The organism is Acinetobacter sp. V110_1, from assembly GCF_031798975.1.
GTDB classification, from domain to species: Bacteria; Pseudomonadota; Gammaproteobacteria; order Pseudomonadales; family Moraxellaceae; genus Acinetobacter; species Acinetobacter nosocomialis_A.
In genome coordinates, this window is record NZ_JAVQNN010000013.1 from 117048 (window position 1) to 140522 (window position 23475).

Here is a 23475-nt window from a genome sequence, read left to right on the forward strand (position 1 = left end):
TACCATGAGTTGAGCGATACAATGATAGAGAACCCAATTAAACGTCGACCAACACGTAAAATTCGTGTTGGTTCGGTCTATGTCGGCGGCGATGCACCTATCAGCGTGCAAAGTATGACAAATACCGAAACTTGCGATGTCGATGCAACAGTTGCTCAGATTGAACGTTGTGTTGATGCAGGTGCAGATATTATGCGAGTTTCAGTTCCTTCTATGGAAGCAGCTGAAGCTTTTGGTGCGATCCGTAAACGTGTTTCAGTTCCACTAGTGGCTGATATTCACTTTGACCATAGAATTGCTTTAGCAGTTGCAGACTATGGTGCAGACTGTTTGCGTATTAACCCAGGTAATATCGGTTCAGACCAGAAAGTTCGTGAAGTTGTTGCTGCTGCACGTCATCACGGCATTTCTATGCGTATTGGTGTGAATGCGGGTTCTTTAGAAAAAGATTTGCAGAAAAAATATGGTGAGCCTACAGGGCAGGCGCTGCTTGAGTCGGCTTTACGTCATATTGATATTTTAGACCGTCTAGATTTCCATGAGTTTAAAGTCAGCGTAAAAGCATCAAATGTGTTTTTAACCATGGATGCCTATCGTTTGCTTTCTCAACAAATTGATAATCCATTGCACTTGGGTGTAACCGAGGCTGGTATTTACCGTACAGGTACTGTGAAATCAGCGATTGCTCTTGGCGGTTTATTGATGGAAGGCATTGGCGATACCATGCGTATTTCGCTTGCTGCTGAACCTGAAGATGAAATCAAGATTGGTTTTGATATCTTAAAATCGCTTGGCCTACGTTCTAATGGTATTAACTTTATTGCGTGTCCAAGTTGTTCTCGCCAAGAATTTAACGTGATTCAGGTGATGCAAGCCTTAGAAGAGCGTTTAGAAGATATACGTACACCAATGGATGTTTCGGTTATTGGTTGTAAGGTAAATGGCCCAGGTGAAGCAAAAGAAGCAGATATCGGGGTTGTTGGGGCTGCGCCTCGTTCATTGGTTTATCGTAATGGTGAGAAAAGCCATTTAATTGATACCAATCAATTGGTTGATGAAATCGAAACTATGGTTCGTCAACGTGTTCAAGAGCTTGAAGAAGCTAAATCTAAAGAAATTATTCGTAGTTCATCATGAGTTCAATTGTCGCAATCAAAGGTTTTAATGACGTTTTACCAACGCAAACAGCAGCGTGGAGACGTCTCGAGCAGCATTTAGCATCGTTAATGGATGCTTATGGTTACCAACAAATTCGTTTGCCGATCGTTGAACAAACGGGACTGTTTAAACGTGCTATTGGTGATGCAACTGATATCGTTGAAAAAGAAATGTATACATTCTTCGATAAAGGGAACCCACCTGAATCATTAACTTTGCGTCCAGAAGGGACTGCGGGTTGTGTACGCGCGTTGGTTGAACATAACTTGTTGCGTGGTGCTACACCACGTGTGTGGTATATGGGACCTATGTTCCGTTATGAAAAACCACAAAAAGGACGTTACCGCCAGTTCCATCAGTTCGGTGTAGAAACTTTTGGTGTAGCGACTCCTGATATCGATGCAGAATTGATTCTGTTGACAGCTCGTTTGTGGAAACGCATGGGCGTTGATCACATGGTTCAGCTTGAGTTGAATACTTTAGGTGAAACAGATGAGCGTACAGAATACCGTAATGCTTTAGTTGCGTTCTTAAATGAACATAAAGATGCTTTGGATGAAGATTCACAGCGTCGTTTAACGACAAATCCATTACGTATTTTAGATTCTAAAATTGAATCGACCCAGAAAATTTTGGAAAATGCGCCGAAATTACATGACTTCTTAAAAGAAGATAGTCTAAGCCACTTCCAACAATTACAAGACTATTTGACTGCTGCAGGCGTTAAATTTGTAATTAATCAAAAATTAGTACGTGGTCTAGATTACTACAATAAAACTGTTTTTGAGTGGACAACGACAGCACTAGGTTCGCAAGGTACAGTATGTGCAGGCGGACGCTATGATGGTCTGGTTGGTCAATTAAAAGGTAAGGCTGATCAGTCTGTACCTGCTGTTGGTTTTGCAATGGGGATGGAGCGTTTATTGCTTCTACTTGAGCAAGTTGAACAAGCTGAAACTGTACGCGATTGTGAAGTTTTCTTGGTTGCAGAGCCTGCTTATCAAGCTAAAGCATTGGTTTTGGCAGAGCAATTACGTGATCAGTTAGAAGCTGCTAATAGCAATGTTCGCATTAAGACGGGTTCACAAGGCAGCATGAAGAGTCAGATGAAAAAAGCTGATCAAGCTGGGGCCGTTTACGCCATGATTTTGGGTGAACGTGAATGGGAAGCACAGCAGCTTGCTATCAAAGAGTTAGCAACAGCTGAGCAGTCTCAAGTTGCATTGGCTGAACTCGTACCATTCTTAATTGAAAAATTTACAAAATAAACTGAAACATCTGGAAAAGGACAATCACATGAGCTTAAGTGATGAAGAACAATTCGACAGCTTAAAGTCGTTCGCCAAAAAATATGGTTCTGCCATGATTAGCGGGATTCTCATTGCATTGATTGCCTTTTTCGGGTGGGAATATTGGCAAAAGAGAAACCTTGCAACGAGCCAGACAGAAACTGCAAAAGTACAGCAGTTAATGGATGAGGCAAATGCAACAGCCGATAATCCAAATGCTTTAGCTTCAATCACAGCTTCAGCAGATAAACTTGTAAAAGATGATATTGATTCAGTTCAGGCGATACAAACTCAATTTGTATTGGCAAAGCTTGCATATGAAAAACAAGATTATGCTGCTGCTGAAAAAGCTTTGAAAAAAGTTGAAAACTCAAAAGTAAAAGATGAAGGACTGATTCAGGTTGTAAAATTGCGTTTAGCAGATGCACAATTAGCGCAAAACAAATATGATGAAGCTCTAAAAACCTTATCTGGTAATGTCGATCCGGCATTTAAAGCAACAGTAGAAGAGTTACGTGGTGATATCTTCGTTGCGAAGAAAGATATTGATTCTGCTAAAAAAGCGTATCAAGCTGCATGGGATTCGTTACTGGAACGTAAACAAGAGCGACAAATTTTACAAATTAAACTCGAAAGTGTTGGCGTTTTAGTTGAAGATCCACAGATTGAGCGCCCAATTTTGGAAACACAGGTGGAAGAGTCTTAATGAATCAGAAATTCAAACTGCCTTTGGCAATTGCAATCGCATCAGCTGTACTGGTGGGATGTTCTAGCAACAAAGTAAAAGAAGCAAAACCAAATCCACTACCGAAATTGACTGAGTCGAAAAAGTCTCTAGTACCGGTGTTTTCGCGCAGTGCTTCTTCTACGAATAAGGCAGATCCATTACGTTTACAACTTGATGCTAATGACGGTGTTGTTTTTACACTTGACCCTAAAGGCGAAGTTGCTGCATATCGCGGTAAACAACGTCTTTGGGAGAAAAAAGTAAGTAAATTGGGCTTAAGCTCTGGTGTTGAAGCTGCTGAAGGTATTGTTGTTGTGGGTAACAGCAAAGGCCAGTTATTTGCTTTAGATCAAGCTACAGGTGAGCAAAAATGGACTGCACAATTATCTGGTGCATTATTAAGTCCTTCTTTAGTTCAATCTGGACGTGTGATTACGATCGCAAACGACGGTACTGTATTTGCACATGATGCATCATCAGGACAACAAGTTTGGGCATACAAATTGCCAAACGTTCAGTTCAGTTTGCGCGGTCAACCATCTCCAGTCAGTCTTGATCCACGTACTGTTTTAATTGCTTCTGCAAATGCATATGTTTATGCAATTGATACGATTAGTGGTATTCCACGTTTCCAACGTCGTGTTGCGGTAAGTGAAGGTCGTTCTGATATTCAACGTCTAATTGATATTGATGGTGACCCGGTTGTTGCAGGCCAGCTTATGGTTACAACCAGCTTCCAAGGTCAAGTCACAGTGACTGATTTGGCTTCTCAACGCGTAGTTTGGAGTGAAGATTCAAGCAGCACCAAACGTCCAGAAGTTTATGACAATAAAGTATTTGTTTCATCAACTGATGGCAAGTTGACTGCTTATGATTTATCTACAGGCGAAAAGCTTTGGGAAAATGAAAGTCTCTTAAATCGTCATTTAAGTAACCCTGTTGTATTGGGATCGGACCTTATTGTTGGCGATTTGGATGGTGTTTTACACCTGATTGACCCAGTAACAGGTAAATTGGTAGGTCGTTCTAAAACAAGTGGTGAGGTCAATACATTACGTGTTATTGAGAATCAGCTCTACGTTTCGACCCGAAAAGGCGATTTAAGTATTTGGCAGAATCGTTAATTTTGTTCGCTTGTGCTAAAATAGCCGCTTAACAAATTACGCTGTTAAAAAATATCGGGGTGTTTGAATTAAATCAGTTCAAAGCCCCGTCTTTTATTATGGTCATATCTGACCTTAAAATATATCTCCTGTACTGTTTCTAATGCTCATGCCATGAGATATGGCTGGTCTTGAATTAAGGTTATTGTATGAAACCCGTTATTGCGCTCATTGGTCGTCCGAATGTCGGAAAATCAACGTTATTTAACCAGATTACCAAGAGTCGTGATGCACTTGTAGCCGACTTCGCGGGTCTGACTCGTGACCGTAAATATGGTGATGCGACTTATCAAAATAAGTCTTTCATTGTTGTTGATACTGGCGGTATCGGTGAAAGTGAAGGCGGTATCGATAACTACATGGCCGAGCAATCAAAAACAGCCATCAACGAAGCAGATATTATTATTTTTGTAGTTGATGCGCGTGCTGGATTGTTAGCTTCTGATGAGCAAATTGCTCGTGAACTCCGTACTTTAGGCAAGAAAATTTATCTTGTTGCAAACAAGGTAGATGGCGTACATGCTGAAGCTGCTTTAGTTGAGTTTTATAAACTTGGTATGGGCGAACCATTACAAGTTGCAGCGAGCCATGGTCGTGGCGTACAGCAAATGCTTGAAGATGTACTTGCGGAAGTTCCAGAAGATGAAAATCCGGAAGAGCATGACAAAGATACTGGCCTACGTTTAGCCATTATTGGTCGTCCGAACGTAGGTAAATCAACGCTGGTAAACCGCTTACTTGGTGAAGACCGTGTAGTGGCATTTGACCAACCGGGTACAACTCGTGATTCTATTTATATTCCGTTTGAGCGTGAAGGTCGTAAATACACCTTAATTGATACAGCGGGTGTGCGTCGTAAAGGTAAAGTTGATGAAATGATTGAGAAGTTCTCAATTGTAAAAACTTTACAGGCAATGAAAGATGCGCACGTTGTGGTTGTTGTAGTCGATGCGCGTGAAGGTATTGTTGAGCAAGACTTACATTTAATTGGCTATGCACTTGAAGCTGGTCGTGCCATGGTAATCGCCATTAACAAATGGGATAACATGAGCGAGTACGACCGTAAACAATGTAAGCTTGACGTTGAACGTCGTTTTGACTTCATTCCTTGGGCAAAAATTCATTTAATTTCTGCACTGCATGGAACAGGGGTAGGTGAGTTATATCCTTCTATCCACCGTGCTTATGAGTCTGCAAACTTAAAAGTTTCACCAGCGAAATTAACTCAAATTTTGAGTGATGCGACAGAAGCTCACCAACCTCCAATGATTAGTGGTCGCCGTATTAAAATGCGTTATGCGCATATGGGCGGACAAAACCCACCGACTATTGTGATTCACGGTAACAAGGTTGATAAAACACCTGCGGACTACCGCCGTTACTTAGAGAACGTGTTCCGTAAAGTGTATAAACTTGAAGGTACGCCAGTTCGTATTGACTTTAAAACTTCTGAAAACCCGTTTGAAGGTCGTAAGAGTCAAGTTGATGAACGTACAGCTGCGCGCCGCCGTCGTTATATTCAGAAATTCAAAAAAGCGGAAAAGAAATTTAATCGTTAATCTGTATTCATGTAAAAAAGCCCAAAGTCTTCTTTGGGCTTTTTTTACAAAGAATTAAGATAGAACAAAGATTTATGAAAAAGTGTGATTGATAAACGTAATTTTTTGTAAATTTCATAACGAATGCTATAATCCATTTTTTTATAAAATAATCTATATTCCGAAAGAATAATGCTGCTTAAGGTTCTTTTTTAGCATGGTAACATTACATCTTGCCCAGTTAACGCTTACACATGCCCAACCTTCCTACGCGGCACTTGAGTGTATTCCCGCCATGCAAAGAAGGCGTCTCTCACCTTTGGCTAAATTAGCGCTCAATAGTGCAATTAGTACTTTAGATGGACAGCGTGTTGATTATATTGTTTGGGTATCACGTTATGGTGATGAAGCCAAAACATTGGGAATATTACAAGATGTTCTGCAAGGCCAAACACCATCACCTACGCAGTTCTCTACCTCAGTTCACAATGCTATTTCTGGTTTGTATTCTATTTTATGTCAGGATGACACTCCATCTACCAGTCTAAGTTGTTCATGGACTGAAGGATTAATAGAAGCTTACGCTGCATTAAAAGCTTTACCACGTATTCAGCGAGTTTTAGTCGTTGCCTACGATGAACCTTTACCAAACATTTATAGCGAGACTATTGATTTTCCTGCCTATGCAATGGCTGCCTTAGTAAGTCTGGATCAGCCTAATTTACAGTTTACTGAATGGTCACCTACAGATGAATTAGACGGTCTGACATTTTCTCGTTTTTGGCAAAGTGCTGATCTTTCTATGTCTGAATATGGGTGGAAAAAATGCTAAACCTTAAAAAGTTAAAGCAAAAAAGTAATTATTGTTGGCGGGTAGCTGCTACAGGTTTTAGCTTTGCGAGTTTTGGTATAGGGGGTATGGCAATTGCGGCAGTCATAGCACCTGCATTGAAAGTGACCACATCAGATCCGGAAAAACGCCAACAATATGCACAAAGTATAATTAAGCATAGTTTTAAAGGCTTTACTGAAATGATGGTTAAGCTTGGCATTATGACCTATTCGGTAGAGGGCCTAGAAAAATTAGAAAATAGTCGCCAAGAACTTGTCATTGCCAACCATCCGACTTTGATTGATGTTGTAGTACTAATTGGTATGATGCAGCAAGCTAATTGTGTGGTGAAGGAATCTCTTTGGAGCAATCCATTTACCAAAGGACCAGTACAAAGTGCAGGTTATATTTTAAATGCAGGCTCTAAGCAGTTTGTCGAGGATTGTGTTTCTCGGCTAAAAGAGGATAATGCCGCTTCTCTTTTGATCTTTCCGGAAGGTACTCGGACTGAAAAAGGAATGATCCTCAATGAGTTTCAGCGAGGGGCCGCAAATATTGCCATTCGTGCAAATGTGCCAATTCGCCCAGTAGTGATTACATGTGCTCCATCTACATTAACCAAAAATGAAAAATGGTATCACGTACCATCTCGGCCGTTTCATATAGAAGTGAAGGTACTAGATGCAGTGTATGTAAAAGATCTATTAGAAGATTTAACGGTAGGACCTAAACAAGTTCGTGAGTTAAGTCGTAGTTTTTACAAAATTTTTGATGAAGAGTTATCTTGAAATGAGCAATCTTGCTGATGAACTAAAGCAAATGATTATTGATGTTTTAGCACTAGAAGATATTACTATTGCCGATATTGATACAGAAGCTCCATTATTTGGAGAAGGTTTAGGATTAGACTCGATTGATGCCCTTGAGTTAGGACTTGCTTTGAAAAAACGTTACAACATCCATTTAAGTGCAGAATCGGATGAGACCAAACAGCACTTTAAATCAGTTCAAAGTTTGGTTGCGTTGGTCGAAGCGCAGCAGCAAGCATAAGGAGTGTGATGATGTTATCTCAAGAACAAGTACTGACAAAGCTCCGTGAATGGATGGAAGATTTATTTGAAATCGAACCTGAGTCTGTACAGTTAGATTCAAACTTATATTCAGATCTAGATGTAGACAGTATTGATGCAGTTGATTTGGTAGTTAAGATTAAAGAGCTAACAGGTAAACAAGTAAAACCTGAAGACTTTAAAAATGTAAGAACTGTGTTAGATGTGGTGACTGTTATTCAGAACATGACTGCTGAATGAAAATGTTAATTAAAGGGATAATTACAGCACTTTTCGTGCTGTATCCCTTTATTGTGGGCTGGAGTTTATCGCACGGACAATTTGTCTGGGTAAGTGCATTGCTTATTGGGCTAGGTGTTTTACGTTTATTTAGTAAAGGTAATCAGCTTTTATGGCCTTTAACCAGCCTTGCTATTGTTTGTGGTGGCTTAAGCTTACTACTACAGAATCATGCATGGTTAAAGCTGTATCCGGTTGGGATGAGTTTAGGCGCTTTAGGTATTTTTGCATTCACCTTAATCAAACCTCCTTCTATGATTGAGCGTTTTGCTCGGTTGATTGAACCTGATTTACTACCATCAGGTGTTCATTGGACTAGACAGGTCACTAAGGTCTGGTGTGTTTTCTTTTTATGTAATGCATTAATTGCATTCATTACGGTTTTTTTTACTTCGACTCAAATTTGGGTCATTTATAATGGCTTTATTTCTTATGTGCTGATGGGCATGTTATTCCTTGGCGAATTTATTTTGCGTAAAAGGCATCAGCGTTTACATTCTTCAAATCACTAATTCAAAATTATGCAGTGTCATTTTCAGAAATTCATCGATTCGGTTCAGCCACTTTGCTTAGACAATGCTCTGCATTCAACTAGCTTTAATCATTTTTGGCAGGATGTGGCCTTACAAGCTGGTGCAATTGCTCAATTAGAAAATTTAACTTGGGCTTTATGGGAAACAGATAGCTACGAATTTTTGGTTTTATTATTTGCTGCATTATTGGCTAAAAAGCAGGTGCTGTTACCGCCAAATCGAGTACGTGAATTAGAACAGGACTTTGCAGCACAGCATATTTATTTTTTAAAACGTCAAAGTGTTGAAACAGTTGTTCCCTTATCTTTAACGTTGGATGATGACTTTTTAGAGCAGGCACAACTCTATTTTTATACCTCTGGTTCAACAGGGCAGCCTAAAAAAATCCCAAGAACCCTAAAACAATTACTCAATGAGGTACAAGGCTTAAGCCAAAGTTTTGTTTTTGAAAATGATGCTATAGCTATTGCAACGGTGAGTCACCAGCATATTTATGGATTACTGTTTAAGCTACTTTTACCTCTTGCAACAGGTCGTTGTTTCTATATACCGCAAGTTGCTTATCCAGAAGATGTCATACAAGTTCAAAAGCAATTAAAAACACAGAGTTTAAGTAATTATTTGATTTCAAGCCCAGCTTTATTAAAACGCTGGACAACCGATGTGGTTTTAGAACAATGCCAGATGGTGTTTAGTTCTGGTGGCAAACTAGAAAGTGGCGTTCGTCCTTTAGTCAATTGCTTAATTATTGAAGTTTTAGGAAGTTCGGAAACGGGTGGTATTGCCCATCGTGCTAAAGATGATGACGTATGGACGCCTTTTGCCAATGTGGCTATTCGTATTGAAGACCATCAGCTCATGGTCAAAAGTAATCATGCTTATGAAGATAACTGGATTACCACAGGTGATCGTGCTGAATGGGTAGATCACATGTGTGAGAGCTTTCAGCTTTTAGGACGTACCGACCGAATTATTAAGCTTGAAGAAAAGCGTTTGAGTCTAGATGCGATTGAACAAAGTATTCAAGCCTTAGACGAAGTCAAACAGTGTCATGTACTGGTGTTTGAGCATGAGCATCGCCAAATGCTGGGTTGTATTGTTGTTCTGACAGAGCAGGCTCGTGAGCAGTTGCAAAAGCAAGGTAAGGCAGTCTTTGTTGGCCATTTAAAACAGCAGTTGAAAGATCATTTAGAAACCTTAGCAATTCCACGTCAATGGCGTTTTTTAAGTCAGCTACCGCAAAATACACAGTCTAAACTCGATAAAAGTTATTTGAAAACGCTATTCAAGCCGATGTTGCAACCTGTTGTGCTGTCACAGAGTCAAAGTGCAGATGACTATATTTTTAGTCTTGAGTTTCCACCTGAGTTAGCATGTTTTAAAGGCCATTTTCCAAACCAGCCTATTTATCCAGGAGTGGGGCAAATAGGTTTTTTACAACATTTTGCTAAATCAATTTGGTCCGATTTAAATTGGTGCAAAGGGTATGAGCAGTTAAAATTCCAAAATCTCATTTGTCCTTATGCTGTTGTGCAACTCAAGCTTTCGCGAAAAGAGCATAAGGTGAGTTTTGAATTACGTGATTCAGAACAGATTCTAGCTTCAGGACGACTATTATTTGCTTTGCAAACGGAAGTAGAGGGTTAAAAATGCAGACCAACTATGGCTTTGTTATCCCAGTCTATAATCATCCACATTTCTTAGCAGACTTGATTGCTAATTTGGATAGTTTTCATTTGCCGATTGTGTTGGTAAATGACGGAAGTGATGATGCGTGTAGCCAAATTTTAAGAGACTTGGCAGAGCAATATCCTCAAATTCATTTAATCGAGCATGAGGTAAATAAAGGGAAAGGCCAAGCTGTAATAACCGGATTACGCGCAGCACATGCGCTTGGTTTAAGTCATGCATTACAACTCGATGCCGATGGTCAGCACTGCTGGGATGACATTCCAAAATTTCTGGAACAGTCTCGGCAGCATCCAGATGCGATGGTGATTGGTCAGCCATATTTCGATGCCTCTATTCCCAAAAAGCGCCTATATGGACGTTACATCACCCACTTTTGGGTGTGGTTAAATAGTTTATCGTTTGAGATTAAAGACAGTATGTGTGGTTTCCGAGTGTATCCACTTGAGAGCACCATTAAGGTATTGAATAGCGCTAAATTCCAGCCGCGTATGGGTTTTGATAGTGAAATTTTAGTGCGTTTAAAATGGGAAAATACACCTTTTATTAATGTCCCGACACCAGTGGTTTATCCAGAGCAGGGGATTTCCCATTTTCATGCTTGGCGAGATAACTTAGGCCTAAGTAAGGCACATGCAACTCTATTCATGGGGATGCTGATTCGTTTGCCAAAACTGTTAAAACATAAGCTGCAAGGTTAACCATGACACAGTCAGCTTCTCCAAAATGGAATGATATTAAAGAGCGTGGTGGCATGTTGCCATTAATGTTAATGCTTTGGTTTTATCGTTTTGGTGGGCGCTGGTTATGTAAATTGGTGCTGTACTTTGTGATTATGTGGTATTGGTTATTTGCAGTTGCAGCAAGACAAGCTTCACTACTCTACTTACGAAAATTACATCGTTTTGCAGGAGCCAACTCTCCATTTACACATGAGCCGACTTTGGGAAATAGCTACGCGCACTTTATGCAGTTCGGCGAATGTATTTTAGATAAGATCGAGGGCTGGCTAGGCAATATTCCAGAACAGAAACTGGAAATTTTGGGACATGAGTATTTTCATCAGCACTACCAAAAGGGCGCTCTAATTGTTGTCTCGCATTTTGGTAATATTGAGTTACTTCGCGCAATAAAATCAGATCATCCACAAAAAATTAATGTGCTGGTTTATCAAAAACATGCAACGAAATTTAATGATTTTCTCAAAAAAATAAATGATAAAGCAGATGTTTGTCTTTTATCGGTCGATGAACTCGGTATTGAAACGGCTATGTTGCTTCAGGACAAAATGCAACAAGGTGAGTGGGTCATTGTTGCGGCAGACCGAGTGCCAGTGCAGTCAGACCGAGTACAGCAGCTAGAGTTTTTAGGGGAAACTGCTGCATTTCCACAAGGCGCATGGATTTTGGCAAATTTACTTAAAGTACCGGTGATTGCCGTATTTTGTTATCGCATGCAGCAACAATTTCAAGTGCATATCCATCTCATTTCAGAGCAGGTAAATTTACCGCGTGCTCACCGTATTGAAAGTATGCAAAGTGTGACTCGAACCTATGTAAATGTATTAGAGCAGCATTGCATGCGAGCTCCTTATCAATGGTTTAATTTTTATAATTTTTGGACGAAATAACATGCGTGTGTTAACCGTAGGGGAACAACCACTTTGCATTGAAGATGTTGTTGCTGTAGCCAGAGGCGAATGTCAGGTTGCGTTACCTGCATCCTCTGAATGGCGTGAACTGATTCAAAAAGGAGCTGATTTTCTCGATCAGTTACTTGAAGAAGAAGGGGTAATCTATGGTGTGACCACGGGTTATGGCGACTCGTGTTTAGTTGAAGTTCCATTGCATCAGGTCAATGAATTGCCACTGCATCTTTCTCGTTTTCATGGCTGTGGTTTAGGTGAAAACCTTGATGTAATTACTGCACGTGCAGTCGTTGTTACTCGTTTATGTTCATTGGCACGTGGTTATTCAGGTGTGTCGATTGCTTTGCTGGAACGCTTAGTTTGGTTGCTCAATCAAAATGTGATTCCGGTTATTCCATCTGAAGGTTCAGTGGGGGCAAGCGGTGATTTAACACCATTATCTTATATTGCTGGAACTTTGGTTGGTGAGCGTGATGTTTATGTCGATGGACGAATTGTTCCGGTTGCTCAAGTGTATGCCGAAAAAGGGTTACAGCCTTTAACACTCAGACCGAAAGAGGGCTTGGCCCTTATGAATGGTACTGCGGTGATGACGGCAATTGCATGTTTAAATTATAAAAAAGCAGAGCAGATTGCTTTTGCAAGTACTTTGATTACTGCGTTGAACGTATTGGCATTGGAAGGTAATCCAAGTCATTTCGATGAAGTTCTGTTTGCACAAAAGCCGCATCCAGGGCAGCAACAGATTGCCAAGCAATTACGTGATTGGCTGAACAGTGAAGTACAAACCGCACATCAGAGCCCACGCCTGCAAGATCGTTACTCATTACGCTGTGCGCCGCATATTATTGGCGTGTTTGAAGACTCAAAAGTATGGTTACGTCAGTTTATTGAAAATGAGCTGAATTCGAGTAATGACAATCCATTAATTGATCCTGTCGGCATGCGTGTGTTGCATGGTGGTCACTTCTACGGTGGACATATTGCACAGGCAATGGACAGCTTAAAAATTATGATTGCCAATATTGCTGACTTGATGGATAGACAGATTGCACAGTTGGTCGATCATAAAATGAATCATGGTTTACCGCGTAATCTAACAGGTGCAACGGCTGAACGTTTACCACTGAATCATGGTTTTAAAGCTGTACAGATTGGAGTCTCCGCGTGGACAGCCGAGGCTCTAAAAAACACCTTAGCTGCTTCAATTTTTTCACGTTCAACCGAATGCCATAACCAAGACAAAGTCAGTATGGGAACCATTGCTGCACGTGATGCGAGCCGTGTGATTACTTTGACACAGCAAGTAATTGCAGCGCTGTGCTGTGCAAGTGTACAGGCGATTCATTTGAAAGGTTTAACGGAACAATTAAGCCCAACATTACAAGCCTTCATGCAATGGACCTTACAAAGCTTTGCATTTGTCGAAGAAGATCGACCATTACAAACCGAATTACAACAGATTGTTGATCGTTTAGACCAACTTGAATTGTTTAATCAACCAGAATTTATGGGATAAGGTGAGCGAATGCATGCGGATGTAATCATTGAGATTCCATTTCATGATGTTGATACCATGAATGTGGTTTGGCATGGACACTATTTAAAGTATTTTGAAATTGCACGCTGTAAATTGCTTGATCAATTTCATTACAACTATATGCAAATGAAAGAATCTGGTTATGCATGGCCTGTGATAGAAAGTCACGTCCGTTATGCATATGGTATTGAGTTTGAACAAAAGATTCGGGTTCGGGCTATTTTAAAAGAATGGGAAAACCGTTTAAAAATAGACTATTTAATTTTTGATGCCGAGTCTGGAAAGCGTTTAACCAAAGGCTATACCACACAGGTTGCTGTAAATATTGCAAACCGTGAAATGTGCCTTCAGTCACCTCAGGTTTTATTTGAACGTTTAAATGCGTGGTCTGAGTTCCAACCAACGAGGGGAGCATGATGTCTAAATTTGTTAAAACTTTAGGGATAGGTCTCACAGTCTGGATGGGCAGCTTGAGTGCCGTTTATGCGGCCTCGACAGAAGTGACACAGATTTTTCAGCAGTTGGCACAAACGCCGATAGTCCGTGCTGATTTCGAGCAGCAAAAAAAATTACCGTCTTTGAATAAAACCTTTGTATCCAACGGTTCTTTATTATTTGCGAAATCTTATGGTGTGGCATGGCAAATTAAACGTCCGGTACAGGCGGATCTTATTGTTACTCCAACCAAACTGGTACAAAAAACTCAGCGAACATTTAGCCAGATTCAAATTGATCAATCACCTTATAGTTCTGTTGCAACACTCTTTTTGCAGTTAATGTCAGGTAATGAACAAGCCTTGGCAAAGAACTTTAATGTAGTGAGTGCAAACTATAGTCCAGCGGGCTGGAATATTAGTTTAACGCCAAAAAGTAGCTTATTTAAAAAACTGTTTGTGCGTGTAGATGCTCAAGGTCAACAGTATGTAAACCAAATTGTGATTACTGAAAAAGCCAATAATTTGACCACAATTCGCTTTAGTCACCAGACTTCTAAACCGACGACTTTAATGGCTGCCGAGCATGCGCTTTTCCAATTGGCAAAATAAATTTACTGTACTGTGGCTAATCGCGCTCTTACTGATGGCTGTGGGGTTGGGTATAACGTGGCTTAAAAAAGATATCCATATTCAGACGGATATTTTTGCGCTATTGCCAAAAATGCAGCAGGACCCACAGCTTGCCCGTACTCAGCAGTATATGAATGAGCAACTCAATAACAAAGTATTTGTTGTAGTTGATGCTAAAGATGAATCTGAGATACAACGCGCGACGGAGCTTTTAACGGTACAAGCCAAAAGCAGTGCATTATGGCAACCTTTAAAACCACAACTTGATTTTGATCAATTTGCAAAGCAGCTCTATCAACATCGGGTAGGTTTGTTAAGTGAGCAAGACCAGCAGTTACTACAAAAGCAAGATTATTCGGCACTTAGCGAACAAAGCTTAATGCAGATGATGAGTCCAGGCCTACCTGTGACAGCAGAATCACTTAAGCAAGATCCATTACTCTTGTTTACTCGTTATGCCATGCAATTGGCAAAGCCATCGCAGCAAGATATTGAAATGGAACAAGGCTTTGCGACTATTCATCACGATCAGGGGCTTTCACGATTATTTGTATTACAGTTAACCCAAAGCCCCTACAATATTGATTATCAAGAACAAGTATCGAGCTGGATTGATCAGACTAAACAAAAATTAGCTGCAATGGGACTAAATTCCCATTGGACGGGAACGATTTTATTTACAAATTTTGGAACGCAATCGGCTAAAGAGGAAATCTCGACCATTGGTGTTGGTTCGACATTAGGTCTGATTTTTCTGGTGTGGTTTGGTTTCCGCTCATTACGTCCTATGGCGACAGAATTTATTGCTGTTTCGACCGGAAGCTTTGTTGCATTTGCAGTGACTCACTGGATATTTGGGGAAATCCATCTCATCACTTTAGTATTTGGTGCGAGTCTAATTGGGGTTTGTGTCGATTTTTCTTTTTACTTCATGGCAATGCAATCTCAGCATAGAAAGCTAGGTGGTTTCCAGATTTTATTACCTTTATTGCCTAGCTTATTTATGGGCTTAATGACCACCTTGGTGGCTTATGTCTTTTTGAGTTTTACACCATTTCCTGGGTTTAGACAGATTGCGGTATTTTCAATTGTCGGATTAACTGCGGCTTGGATTAGTAGTGTGCTTTTGTTACCAAGACTACCTGCACTTAATGCCCAGCCAGCCATACATGCTTTGTCATGGATTGGACAAACACGACTGTGGTTTCAGCAACGTGCAAAAATACGTTATAGCTTGATTGCGACTATTTTAGTTGCGGGGACAGTTAGTCTTTTCTACCTTAAAACAAACGATGATATTCGTAATTTGCAAGGTATGGATGCGAGCTTAAAGCAGCAAGATCAAACTGTACGCGAACAATTTGGACAACAGCAAGGCAGTGATTATTTTGTGGTAAAAGCCGCCTCTGCAAATGAAATGCAACAACAGGAACAACAACTCATTGGACAGTTGCAGCAGTTACAGGCAAAAGGGGAAATTTCTGCATTTCAAGCTTTGGGACAGTGGATTCCACCGTTGGTTCAACAGCAACATAATGTGCGGCTATTACAAAGTATTCCACGCTCGACTTTAGAACAATATGCACAAAGTATGGGGCTAAATGTGGCTGATGTTTTGCAATGGCAACAGCAGCTCGTGAAACAACCCTTATTGGATTTTACCGTATTTAAAGATCATCCTTTAGCTTTTTTACAGCTCCAAGCGAATGAGCGTTTGGTTATGGTGACAGGGATAAAACACCCAGAGGTTTTAAAAGGGCTACAGTCTCAATATGTGCATTTTCAGCAACCGATTGCAACAATGTCGCAAATGTTTGCCGAGCATAGAGTACAGGCTCAGCATCTTCTGATTTATGCGTTAATTGGTCTAACACTAGGCTTAGCCATTATTTATAGCCTAAGTTCGATTGTGCCTTTAGTCCTGCCTGTGAGTTTGGCGTTATTGAGCACTTTTGCTGTTCAGGCGTGGTTAGGTGTAGAAATTAATTTGTTTAGTATTATGGCAACTTTCCTGATTATTGGGATTGGTGTTGACTATGCAATTTTTTATCGACATGGGCATGATCATCCACAAGTAGTTGGAATGGCGTTATTTTTATGTATGATGTCGACCTTACTTGGCTTTGGATTACTTTCATTTAGCCATACCTATGCAATTCACTGTTTTGGTTTGACGGTTTTATTTGGGGTTATTTTCTCATTCATCTATGCGACTTTACTCACCCCAGCAGATGAAAAACATATCGTGAATTTACAAGACCATTCATAATTTGAATAAATTAAAAAGGAAAGTTGTGCTATGAGCACTTTAGAAAAAATTGATGTAGTCATTATTGGGGCGGGTCCATCAGGAAGTTCTGCTGCGGCACTTCTGCGCAAAAAAGGCTATAAGGTTGCGGTTTTGGAAAAGCAGTATTTCCCACGGTTTTCAATTGGTGAGTCATTACTACCGCAATCTATGGCATTTTTAGAAGAGGCCGGTTTACTAGAAACAGTTCGCGAGCATGTCGAGCAATATGCGTTTCAATTTAAAAATGGTGCGGCCTTTTTACGTGGTAAACAACGCAGTTTTTATGACTTTACTGAAAAATTTACCGATGGGCCGGGGACGACTTGGCAGGTTCGCCGTGCCGATTTTGACAATTTGCTTGCTAAACAAGCTCAGGCTTATGGGGCAGACCTCCGTTTTGGACATGAAGTTTTAGATGTAGACGTAGCGCCGGAACAACCTATTCTTACGGTATTAGATGAAAATCAGCAAAGCTATCAAATTCAAACCAAGTTCTTACTTGATGCAAGTGGGTTTGGTCGAATTTTGCCAAAATTGTTAGATTTAGAGAGCCCATCAAACTTTCCGGTACGTCGTGCGCTGTTTACTCATATTGAAGATGGTATTGCCGATGACCCTGAGTTTGACCGTAATAAAATTTTAATTACGGTACATGAAAAAGACCACCGTGCATGGTATTGGCTAATTCCATTTGCTGATGGCCGAGCTTCTTTTGGTGTAGTCGCTGAACAAGATTTCTTTGACAAATACACAGTTGAAAATGCTGCCGATAATGAGCCAGAGGCAATGTTCAAACGCATTTTAGCTGACGAACCAAGCTTGTCAGAGGTACTTCGTCAAGCTAAGTTTGATACACCAGTACGTACTTTGGTGGGTTATTCTGCCAATGTTAAGCATTTGGCAGACCGCAATTATGCACTTTTAGGGAATGCGGGTGAGTTTCTTGATCCAGTGTTTTCATCAGGAGTGACTATCGCGTTAAAATCTTCCAGCTTGGCGGTTCCTTTGGTTGAGCGTGTTTTGCAAGGTGAACAGGTAGACTGGTTGCAAGAATATGAAAAACCGCTGCGCCGTGGTATTCAGGTGTTTCGTGCCTATGTTGAGTCATGGTATGAAGGTGAATTTCAGGACGTCGTTTTTTCACAAAATCAGAATGATGGCATTCGCCGTATGATTTCATCATTACTGGCGGGTTATGCATGGGACGAAAAAAACCCAATTCATAAAAATGCCAAACGTAGACTTAGCACCCTAGCAGAATACTGTCGTGAAGGCTTAACGCAAGAACAGGTATTAGAGGTATAAGCATGCAGCGCAAATGGATGATGATATTACTTGGTGGTTGCCTATGTTTTACGGGCTGCCAAGTGATGCCACATGCGAAAGGTTTACAAAGTCCCTTATGGCAAACTCAAGCTTATCAAAGACAAGATCAGGTTGAAGTTCAGTGGAAACAGCAAAGTTTTAGTTTTTTGCTTTATCAGCAACAGCAAGGAACTGTACTGGATATGGTCGCTTTGAGCTTGACTGGTCAACAGCTGTTTAAATTACAGTTTGATGGGCAACGAGTTCATGTAGAGCAGCGTATTGACCAAATGCGTTTATTACCTTTTGAATTTGTGGTACGTGATCTTTTATTTGCGACCTACCCAAAATTTTCAAGCTTGGGACAACAAGCTGTAGAAATGAAGCAACAGGCTGATAATCAGGTGATTTATATTGATAAACAGCCTGTATTACACATCAAGAAAGGTCAGGGAAGTATCGAATTACTTAATCAACAAGTTCCTTATAGCATGACGCTAAGTTCGATTGAAAATACCTTGCAGCCTCAAAAAAGCAGTACACCATGAGCGTTTCATCTATAAATAATTCTGCTCAAATGGCAGTCGGCATACAGTTCAGTGTAGGTTTATCTGCATTAGGTTGTGAATCTGATCAAATCAAACAAGCATTACAACAGCCGCAGCAAACCTTAACTTTGCGTGATGATTTAATCGCTGATCGTAATGTTTGGGTGGGACAATATACGCACTCATTGTGTTCGAGTGTGCCCGATGCTTTACAGTCTGTCGATTCTCGTAATTTAAGATTTGCTTTGACTGCTTTAGCAAAAATTGAAACCGAACTAAAAAGTTATACAGAGAAGTTTCCATCAAAACGTTTAGCGATTGTGGTTGGAACCTCTACTTCTGGTATTTCTGATAGTGAATTATTGCTTAAGCAATATTTTGAAGGACAAACTCAGCAACTCATTTCTCACCGACGTCAGGAAATGAGTTGTTTAGCAAAAGCCTTACAACAGTATTTAAACTGGGAAGGGCCAGCATATACCATCTCTACTGCTTGTTCCTCAAGTGCTAAAGCATTGGCTGCTGGGCAGCGTTTGCTACAAGCCGATTTAGCTGATGCAGTACTGGTCGGTGGTGTCGATACTTTGTGTCAACTCACACTCAATGGATTTAATAGCCTAGAGAGTTTATCTAGCGATATTTGTCAGCCATGTGGGGCTGAACGTGATGGTATTAATATTGGTGAAGCCGCAGCCTTCTTTTTGCTCACTAAAGAACAAACACCTGTCATGTTAATGGGCGCAGGAGAATCAATGGATGCATGGCATATTTCTGCTCCGCATCCGGAAGGTAAAGGTGCAGCTATCGCTATGAAGCGCGCATTGGAGATGGCAAATATATCTGCACAAGATATTGGATATTTAAATCTTCATGGAACTGCAACTCCACAAAACGATGCCATGGAAATAAAAGCTGTACGACAAGTCTTTGGCGATTATCAAGTTGCTTTAAGTAGTACCAAGCATAAAACTGGACATTGTCTTGGTGCGGCTGGTGCTATAGAAGCGTTTATTTGTGAGCAGATTTTAAAAGATCAAAGCTGGCTACCATTGCATCGAAATGTTGAGATTGATCCGGATTTGGCTAACCAAAACTATGTGCAAAATACCGAACTAAAACAGCCCATCCGTTATGTGATGAGTAATTCTTTTGCTTTTGGGGGAAGTAATATTAGTCTTGTTTTTGGAGTGATGCCCTAATGAAACTGGAGGCAATTCAATATATTCCTCATGAACAACCGATGGTATTTATAGACCATTTAACTGAGGTTGCAGAAGGGCGAGCACAAGCTGAGCTAACCATTACACCTGAGCTTATGTTTTGTGAAGCAGAAGGTTTGCCAACATGGGCAAGCATTGAAATTATGGCGCAAACCATTAGTGCTTACTCAGGCTGGCAAGGCCAACAGTCAAAACAAGCACCAAAAGTCGGATTTTTATTGGGAACACGTAAATTACATTTACCTATTCCTTATTTCGCCTTGGGTTCTCGATTGATCATTCAAATAGAACAACAATATTTTCATGAAGGACTTGGGCAATTTTCCTGTGAAATTCAATATGCTGAACACTGCATTCAAGCAACGTTAAGTGTATTTGAGCCAACAGAATCACCATTTGAATAACCACAAAGAATTAGGAATACATTGTGACAAGACGAATTTTAGTAACGGGTTCAAGTCGAGGAATTGGGAAGGCGATTGCATTACAACTGGCAAAGGCTGGTTTTGATGTAACGGTACATGCACGTTCGCGTCAGGCGGAGGCCGAGCAAGTCGTACAAGAGATTCAGGCATTAGGACAAAATAGCCATTATTTAATGTTTGATGTAAATGAGCGCAGTACGGTTCAGCAAATTTTAGAACAAGATGTCGAGCAGCATGGTGCTTTTTATGGCGTGGTTCTCAATGCTGGGCTTACCCATGATGGTGCTTTTCCTGCACTCACCGATCAAGACTGGGATGAGGTGATTTCGACCTCATTAGATGGTTTCTATAACGTTTTAAAACCGCTCATTATGCCAATGATTCATCTACGCAAGGGTGGGCGTATTGTCACTTTATCTTCTGTTTCTGGAATTATGGGTAACCGTGGTCAGGTGAACTATAGCGCTGCAAAAGCAGGTTTAATTGGTGCGACCAAAGCCTTGGCACTTGAGTTGGCGAAGCGAAAAATTACCGTGAACTGTGTTGCGCCGGGTCTGATTGAGACCGAAATGGTCACCGATGAAGTTAAAGAACATGCACTTAAAATGATTCCGTTACAACGCATGGGACAGGTCGATGAAGTGGCAAGCGTAGTGAAATTTTTATGTTCAGATGAAGCCTCTTATGTAACCCGACAGGTGATCTCTGTAAATGGGGGACTCATTTAATGAAACGCGTTGTTGTAACAGGAATGGCTGGAATTACCTCTTTAGGTGAAACTTCCGACGAAATTTTTGCTCAATTTAATGCAGCGAAAAGTGGCATCCGCTATATGCCTGAATGGGAGCAATATGTTGACCTTCGGACTAAGCTAGGTGGTCCAGTTGAAACATTTCATGTTCCTAAGCACTTTAACCGTAAAGTTACCCGTGGTATGGGGCGTGTTGCGCTCATGTCTGTGGTATGTGCTGAAACAGCTTTGCAAAATGCTGGTTTGCTTGGGCACGAAATTTTGTCCAGTGGTGAAACAGGCGTTGCATTTGGTTCTTCTGCGGGGAGCGTAGAGGCTGTAGGTGAGTTTGCAAGCATGTTGCTTCATCAGAGCATGAGTAAGATTAATGCAACCACTTATATACGTATGATGGCCCATACAAGTGCTGTCAACATGACCGTGTATTTTGGCCTAAAAGGCTTAACTTTACCGACGTCTAGTGCTTGTACTTCTGGCTCTATGGCCATTGGTCAAGCTTATGAAGCAATTAAGTATGGCAAACAACTGGTCATGATTGCGGGTGGTGCAGAAGAGCTCAGTGCTGCGGGCGCAGCTGTTTTTGATGTTCTATTTGCCACAAGTAATATGAATGATCAGCCAGAAAAAACACCACGTCCATTTGATGCAAAACGAGATGGTTTAGTGATTGGGGAAGGAGCAGGCTGTTTAATTCTGGAAGAATACGAACATGCTAAAGCCCGCGGTGCACATATCTATGCTGAACTTATTGGATATGGAAGCAATACTGATGGCCAGCATGTAACTAAACCTGATGCTGAGATGATGGGGCGTTGTATGGAGTTAGCGCTTAAAGATGCATCTTTGCAGGCTAGTGATATTGGTTATGTAAATGCACATGGCACATCGACCGATCAGGGGGATATAGCAGAAAGTCAGGCGACAGCAAAAGTTTTAGGACGTAAGCCAATTAGTTCATTAAAAAGTTATTTTGGACATACGCTGGGGGCATGTGGCGCTATTGAAGCTTGGCTCAGTATTGAAATGATGAACCGTAATTGCTTTATTCCGACATTAAATCTAGATGAAATTGACCCGCTTTGTGGAGATCTGGATTATATCGTTCAGCAGCCTAAAGCACTCGATGCAGATATTATTATGAGCAACAATTTTGCTTTTGGTGGGATTAATACTTCACTTATTTTTAAACGTGTTAAACAATAAGGAACACAACAATGTTAAATAAGAAAATTTTATTGGTAGCAATGTTGAGTGCTGGTTTTACTGCTACCGTTCAGGCTGCTGATGAAGTACATCATTTAAACTTTAAAGAAGCTGTAGACCGTGCCGTAGCAGATGGAACTTTGGATGGCTCTGTAAAATTTTATTTAAGTGGTACAAAGTCGGGCGGTAAAGTTATTCAAAAAGACGTGGTAACTAATAAAAAGACCAATGGTTTTGCTAAATCAGCAGAAGATTCATGTGATTGGGTTTTACGTTCAGCGCTTATTCAAATGCAAAACAATGCTAAAGCACAAGGTGCAAATGCAGTGACCAATATTGTGAGTTATTTTAAGTCAAATGAAACACGTAGTACGACGACTTATGACTGTTATAAAGGCACAATGATGGCTGGCGTAACGCTTAAAGGCGACATCGTTAAATTTTAATTTATTTGGTAAATAGGGTAGAGATAATGTCTGAGCATATTATAGAAGTTTATACACAGGCATTATCTCAACTTCTTTTAAAGTCCAAACAAGACTTCCCTGATTTTCGTACATTTAACGATTATAAAAAGCAGCAAATACAACATATTAAAAATAAACTATTAGCTCAAAAGCTAAATGTAACCCCAACAGATTTGGTATTTGCGAAACATGAGTATGGCAAACCTTATTTGTTAAATCATACGTTGCATTTTAACCATTCACATAGCCAACAATATTATGCTTTAGCGCTAAGTGAGCGAGTTAAAGATATTGGTATAGATGTTGAAGAACTTGACCGTAAAGTACGTTTAGATAGTTTGGCACAACATGCTTTTCACCCTGATGAATATGCAACATGGCAAAGTCTAGAACAAGATAGAGAGTATTGGTTTAAAGTCTGGACCACTAAAGAAGCTGTTTTAAAAGCATCAGGCCTTGGTATACGTTTAGATTTAAATACGTTAAACACTCAAGCACACCCCACCAATCATGGCGGATTATGTTCGCATGAACTTATTGGAACGTTTGCTTATCAAAATTTTGTTTTAGGTAACATGATTTTAACGGTCGCATGGCGTTCAGAGCAGTCTTGCCGTGGGTTTCAGTTCCCTTCTATTCAGCTTCATTCACTTGAAGGATAGGGTGAGCCAAATAGCACATATAAAAAAACCGCGAATTACGCGGTTTTTTCAGTTTAGAGCAAGCTATAAAA

At 40.5% G+C, this 23475-nt stretch carries 25 protein-coding genes; all 25 read left to right on the plus strand.

Annotated elements, in window-relative coordinates; translation table 11 throughout:
* Positions 1-21 precede the first annotated feature (21 nt).
* A complete protein-coding gene (ispG, locus tag RMA95_RS03090) occupies positions 22-1137 on the plus strand; it encodes a flavodoxin-dependent (E)-4-hydroxy-3-methylbut-2-enyl-diphosphate synthase (protein ID WP_000572095.1) in 1116 nt (371 codons plus the stop codon).
* Positions 1134-2426: a histidine--tRNA ligase gene (gene hisS, locus RMA95_RS03095; protein WP_311069560.1), complete on the plus strand. Its 1293-nt coding sequence runs from the start codon at positions 1134-1136 to the stop codon at positions 2424-2426. The genes ispG and hisS overlap by 4 nt, the downstream gene beginning before the upstream one ends.
* Positions 2427-2454: 28 nt before the next feature.
* Positions 2455-3153, plus strand: coding sequence for a tetratricopeptide repeat protein (locus tag RMA95_RS03100; RefSeq protein WP_002053293.1), 699 nt, complete (start codon positions 2455-2457; stop codon positions 3151-3153).
* Entirely contained in the window at positions 3153-4298 is a 1146-nt protein-coding gene (gene bamB, locus RMA95_RS03105; protein WP_311069561.1) for an outer membrane protein assembly factor BamB, read from the plus strand. Before RMA95_RS03100 ends, bamB begins: the two co-directional genes overlap by 1 nt.
* Positions 4299-4486: 188 nt before the next feature.
* Positions 4487-5896: a ribosome biogenesis GTPase Der gene (gene der / locus RMA95_RS03110; RefSeq protein ID WP_263612903.1), complete on the plus strand. Its 1410-nt coding sequence runs from the start codon at positions 4487-4489 to the stop codon at positions 5894-5896.
* Between the two features lie 196 nt (positions 5897-6092).
* Positions 6093-6707 (plus strand): beta-ketoacyl synthase chain length factor, encoded by a 615-nt coding sequence (locus RMA95_RS03115; RefSeq protein ID WP_114270788.1) that lies wholly within the window; start codon positions 6093-6095, stop codon positions 6705-6707.
* Positions 6692-7495 (plus strand): 1-acyl-sn-glycerol-3-phosphate acyltransferase, encoded by an 804-nt coding sequence (locus RMA95_RS03120; protein ID WP_077162756.1) that lies wholly within the window; start codon positions 6692-6694, stop codon positions 7493-7495. Before RMA95_RS03115 ends, RMA95_RS03120 begins: the two co-directional genes overlap by 16 nt.
* A 1-nt stretch (position 7496) precedes the next feature.
* Positions 7497-7757, plus strand: a complete 261-nt coding sequence (locus tag RMA95_RS03125; RefSeq protein ID WP_039250423.1) for a phosphopantetheine-binding protein — start codon at positions 7497-7499, stop codon at positions 7755-7757.
* Positions 7758-7762: 5 nt separating this feature from the next.
* Positions 7763-8017, plus strand: coding sequence for an acyl carrier protein (locus RMA95_RS03130; RefSeq protein ID WP_080649511.1), 255 nt, complete (start codon positions 7763-7765; stop codon positions 8015-8017).
* Positions 8014-8568 (plus strand): septation protein IspZ, encoded by a 555-nt coding sequence (locus RMA95_RS03135; RefSeq protein WP_311069562.1) that lies wholly within the window; start codon positions 8014-8016, stop codon positions 8566-8568. Before RMA95_RS03130 ends, RMA95_RS03135 begins: the two co-directional genes overlap by 4 nt.
* Positions 8569-8577: 9 nt before the next feature.
* The gene (locus RMA95_RS03140) at positions 8578-10236 is read left to right on the plus strand and encodes an AMP-binding protein (RefSeq protein ID WP_311069563.1); all 1659 of its coding nucleotides are present in this window, start codon (positions 8578-8580) and stop codon (positions 10234-10236) included.
* A gap of 2 nt (positions 10237-10238) precedes the next feature.
* Positions 10239-10979 (plus strand): glycosyltransferase family 2 protein, encoded by a 741-nt coding sequence (locus RMA95_RS03145; RefSeq protein WP_311069564.1) that lies wholly within the window; start codon positions 10239-10241, stop codon positions 10977-10979.
* A gap of 2 nt (positions 10980-10981) precedes the next feature.
* Positions 10982-11908, plus strand: a complete 927-nt coding sequence (locus RMA95_RS03150; protein ID WP_311069565.1) for an acyltransferase — start codon at positions 10982-10984, stop codon at positions 11906-11908.
* A gap of 1 nt (position 11909) precedes the next feature.
* Positions 11910-13445: an aromatic amino acid ammonia-lyase gene (locus tag RMA95_RS03155; RefSeq protein ID WP_311069566.1), complete on the plus strand. Its 1536-nt coding sequence runs from the start codon at positions 11910-11912 to the stop codon at positions 13443-13445.
* A gap of 9 nt (positions 13446-13454) precedes the next feature.
* Entirely contained in the window at positions 13455-13883 is a 429-nt protein-coding gene (locus tag RMA95_RS03160) for a thioesterase family protein (RefSeq protein ID WP_039250438.1), read from the plus strand.
* A complete protein-coding gene (locus tag RMA95_RS03165) occupies positions 13883-14512 on the plus strand; it encodes an outer membrane lipoprotein carrier protein LolA (protein ID WP_104074996.1) in 630 nt (209 codons plus the stop codon). Before RMA95_RS03160 ends, RMA95_RS03165 begins: the two co-directional genes overlap by 1 nt.
* A complete protein-coding gene (locus tag RMA95_RS03170) occupies positions 14487-16802 on the plus strand; it encodes a hypothetical protein (protein ID WP_311069567.1) in 2316 nt (771 codons plus the stop codon). Before RMA95_RS03165 ends, RMA95_RS03170 begins: the two co-directional genes overlap by 26 nt.
* A gap of 30 nt (positions 16803-16832) precedes the next feature.
* Complete coding sequence (locus RMA95_RS03175) at positions 16833-18128, plus strand: NAD(P)/FAD-dependent oxidoreductase (RefSeq protein WP_311069568.1); 1296 nt, start codon at positions 16833-16835, stop codon at positions 18126-18128.
* Positions 18129-18130: 2 nt separating this feature from the next.
* Positions 18131-18676 carry a DUF3261 domain-containing protein gene (locus RMA95_RS03180; protein WP_311069569.1) on the plus strand — a complete coding sequence of 182 codons (546 nt, stop codon included), beginning with the start codon at positions 18131-18133 and terminating at the stop codon, positions 18674-18676.
* On the plus strand, positions 18673-19875 hold the full coding sequence (locus RMA95_RS03185) for a beta-ketoacyl-[acyl-carrier-protein] synthase family protein (protein WP_311069570.1): 1203 nt from the start codon (positions 18673-18675) through the stop codon (positions 19873-19875). The genes RMA95_RS03180 and RMA95_RS03185 overlap by 4 nt, the downstream gene beginning before the upstream one ends.
* Positions 19875-20300, plus strand: a complete 426-nt coding sequence (locus RMA95_RS03190; RefSeq protein ID WP_077162746.1) for a 3-hydroxylacyl-ACP dehydratase — start codon at positions 19875-19877, stop codon at positions 20298-20300. Before RMA95_RS03185 ends, RMA95_RS03190 begins: the two co-directional genes overlap by 1 nt.
* A gap of 23 nt (positions 20301-20323) precedes the next feature.
* The gene (locus RMA95_RS03195; protein ID WP_151793694.1) at positions 20324-21049 is read left to right on the plus strand and encodes a 3-ketoacyl-ACP reductase FabG2; all 726 of its coding nucleotides are present in this window, start codon (positions 20324-20326) and stop codon (positions 21047-21049) included.
* Positions 21049-22275, plus strand: coding sequence for a beta-ketoacyl-ACP synthase (locus tag RMA95_RS03200; RefSeq protein ID WP_311069572.1), 1227 nt, complete (start codon positions 21049-21051; stop codon positions 22273-22275). Before RMA95_RS03195 ends, RMA95_RS03200 begins: the two co-directional genes overlap by 1 nt.
* 11 nt (positions 22276-22286) lie before the next feature.
* Positions 22287-22721, plus strand: coding sequence for an excinuclease (locus RMA95_RS03205; RefSeq protein ID WP_263612915.1), 435 nt, complete (start codon positions 22287-22289; stop codon positions 22719-22721).
* Between the two features lie 26 nt (positions 22722-22747).
* Positions 22748-23404 (plus strand): 4'-phosphopantetheinyl transferase superfamily protein, encoded by a 657-nt coding sequence (locus RMA95_RS03210; protein WP_311069573.1) that lies wholly within the window; start codon positions 22748-22750, stop codon positions 23402-23404.
* The last annotated feature ends 71 nt before the right edge of the window (positions 23405-23475 follow it).

Bases quoted from the DNA above. Each gene is read 5' to 3' on its own strand.
- RMA95_RS03210 (WP_311069573.1), top strand. From the start codon at position 22,748: ATGTCTGAGCATATTATAGAAGTTTATACACAGGCATTATCTCAACTT.
- RMA95_RS03100 (WP_002053293.1), top strand. From the start codon at position 2,455: ATGAGCTTAAGTGATGAAGAACAATTCGACAGCTTAAAGTCGTTCGCC.
- RMA95_RS03150 (WP_311069565.1), top strand. From the start codon at position 10,982: ATGACACAGTCAGCTTCTCCAAAATGGAATGATATTAAAGAGCGTGGT.
- RMA95_RS03155 (WP_311069566.1), top strand. From the start codon at position 11,910: ATGCGTGTGTTAACCGTAGGGGAACAACCACTTTGCATTGAAGATGTT.
- RMA95_RS03125 (WP_039250423.1), top strand. From the start codon at position 7,497: ATGAGCAATCTTGCTGATGAACTAAAGCAAATGATTATTGATGTTTTA.
- RMA95_RS03145 (WP_311069564.1), top strand. From the start codon at position 10,239: ATGCAGACCAACTATGGCTTTGTTATCCCAGTCTATAATCATCCACAT.
- RMA95_RS03190 (WP_077162746.1), top strand. From the start codon at position 19,875: ATGAAACTGGAGGCAATTCAATATATTCCTCATGAACAACCGATGGTA.
- RMA95_RS03180 (WP_311069569.1), top strand. From the start codon at position 18,131: ATGCAGCGCAAATGGATGATGATATTACTTGGTGGTTGCCTATGTTTT.
- RMA95_RS03175 (WP_311069568.1), top strand. From the start codon at position 16,833: ATGAGCACTTTAGAAAAAATTGATGTAGTCATTATTGGGGCGGGTCCA.
- RMA95_RS03160 (WP_039250438.1), top strand. From the start codon at position 13,455: ATGCATGCGGATGTAATCATTGAGATTCCATTTCATGATGTTGATACC.
- RMA95_RS03135 (WP_311069562.1), top strand. From the start codon at position 8,014: ATGAAAATGTTAATTAAAGGGATAATTACAGCACTTTTCGTGCTGTAT.
- hisS (WP_311069560.1), top strand. From the start codon at position 1,134: ATGAGTTCAATTGTCGCAATCAAAGGTTTTAATGACGTTTTACCAACG.
- der (WP_263612903.1), top strand. From the start codon at position 4,487: ATGAAACCCGTTATTGCGCTCATTGGTCGTCCGAATGTCGGAAAATCA.
- RMA95_RS03205 (WP_263612915.1), top strand. From the start codon at position 22,287: ATGTTAAATAAGAAAATTTTATTGGTAGCAATGTTGAGTGCTGGTTTT.
- RMA95_RS03185 (WP_311069570.1), top strand. From the start codon at position 18,673: ATGAGCGTTTCATCTATAAATAATTCTGCTCAAATGGCAGTCGGCATA.
- ispG (WP_000572095.1), top strand. From the start codon at position 22: ATGATAGAGAACCCAATTAAACGTCGACCAACACGTAAAATTCGTGTT.
- RMA95_RS03170 (WP_311069567.1), top strand. From the start codon at position 14,487: ATGCGCTTTTCCAATTGGCAAAATAAATTTACTGTACTGTGGCTAATC.
- RMA95_RS03165 (WP_104074996.1), top strand. From the start codon at position 13,883: ATGTCTAAATTTGTTAAAACTTTAGGGATAGGTCTCACAGTCTGGATG.
- RMA95_RS03115 (WP_114270788.1), top strand. From the start codon at position 6,093: ATGGTAACATTACATCTTGCCCAGTTAACGCTTACACATGCCCAACCT.
- bamB (WP_311069561.1), top strand. From the start codon at position 3,153: ATGAATCAGAAATTCAAACTGCCTTTGGCAATTGCAATCGCATCAGCT.
- RMA95_RS03140 (WP_311069563.1), top strand. From the start codon at position 8,578: ATGCAGTGTCATTTTCAGAAATTCATCGATTCGGTTCAGCCACTTTGC.
- RMA95_RS03200 (WP_311069572.1), top strand. From the start codon at position 21,049: ATGAAACGCGTTGTTGTAACAGGAATGGCTGGAATTACCTCTTTAGGT.